Source organism: Segeticoccus rhizosphaerae (genome assembly GCF_009192725.1).
Classification (GTDB): domain Bacteria; phylum Actinomycetota; class Actinomycetes; order Actinomycetales; family Dermatophilaceae; genus Segeticoccus; species Segeticoccus rhizosphaerae.
In genome coordinates, this window is record NZ_VOHR01000696.1 from 1 (window position 1) to 633 (window position 633).

General features: G+C 75.0%; 2 pseudogenes. Both read left to right on the top strand.

Going from position 1 to position 633, the window contains the following annotated elements:
- Positions 1-217 (top strand): annotated as a pseudogene (locus FRW57_RS22545) (CoA transferase); the annotation flags it as partial.
- A pseudogene (locus FRW57_RS22550) lies at positions 214-633 on the top strand (hypothetical protein); the annotation flags it as partial. The pseudogenes FRW57_RS22545 and FRW57_RS22550, both read left to right, overlap by 4 nt.

A 633-nucleotide genomic window follows, 5' to 3' on the forward strand; every position in this document is an offset into this window, starting at 1 on the left:
CCTCGCGGGCCTGGTCGGCCACCCCCAGCTGCGAGCCCGCGACCGCTGGCGCGAGGTGGACACGCCCGTCGGTCCGGTGCGGGCGCTGCTCCCGCCGGTCACCGTGCGGGGACAGGAACCAGCGATGGGCGCGGTGCCCTCCCTGGGACAGCACACGGAGCGCATCCTGGCCGAGCTCGGCCTGCCGACTGACCCCGGTGCGGAGGAGGACCGATGAGCCGCACCACCGGCGTCGCCGAGTCCCTGGCTGGTTGGGCCGAGCGCTTCGAGGCCGACGACGAGGACCTCGCCCTGGCCGACCGGGCACTGCTCGACACGGTGTCGGTGGGCCTCGCCGCCCGGGACCAGCCGATCCTGTCGATCGTCACCAGTCTGCCGGAGGTCGCCCGCTGGGCGGTCGCCTGCCACATCCTCGACTTCGACGACCTGCACCTGCCGTCGACGACCCACATCAGCACGGTCTGCGTGCCCGCAGCCCTGGCGAGCGGTGGAGGCCCGCGTGCCTACCTGGCCGGAGCCGGTGTGATGGCCCGGCTCGGCACTGCCCTGGGATGGGAGCACTACTCCCGCGGCTGGCACGCCACGACCACCGCCGGTGCGCTCGGTGCGGCCGTGACCGCGGCGGTCGCCGCG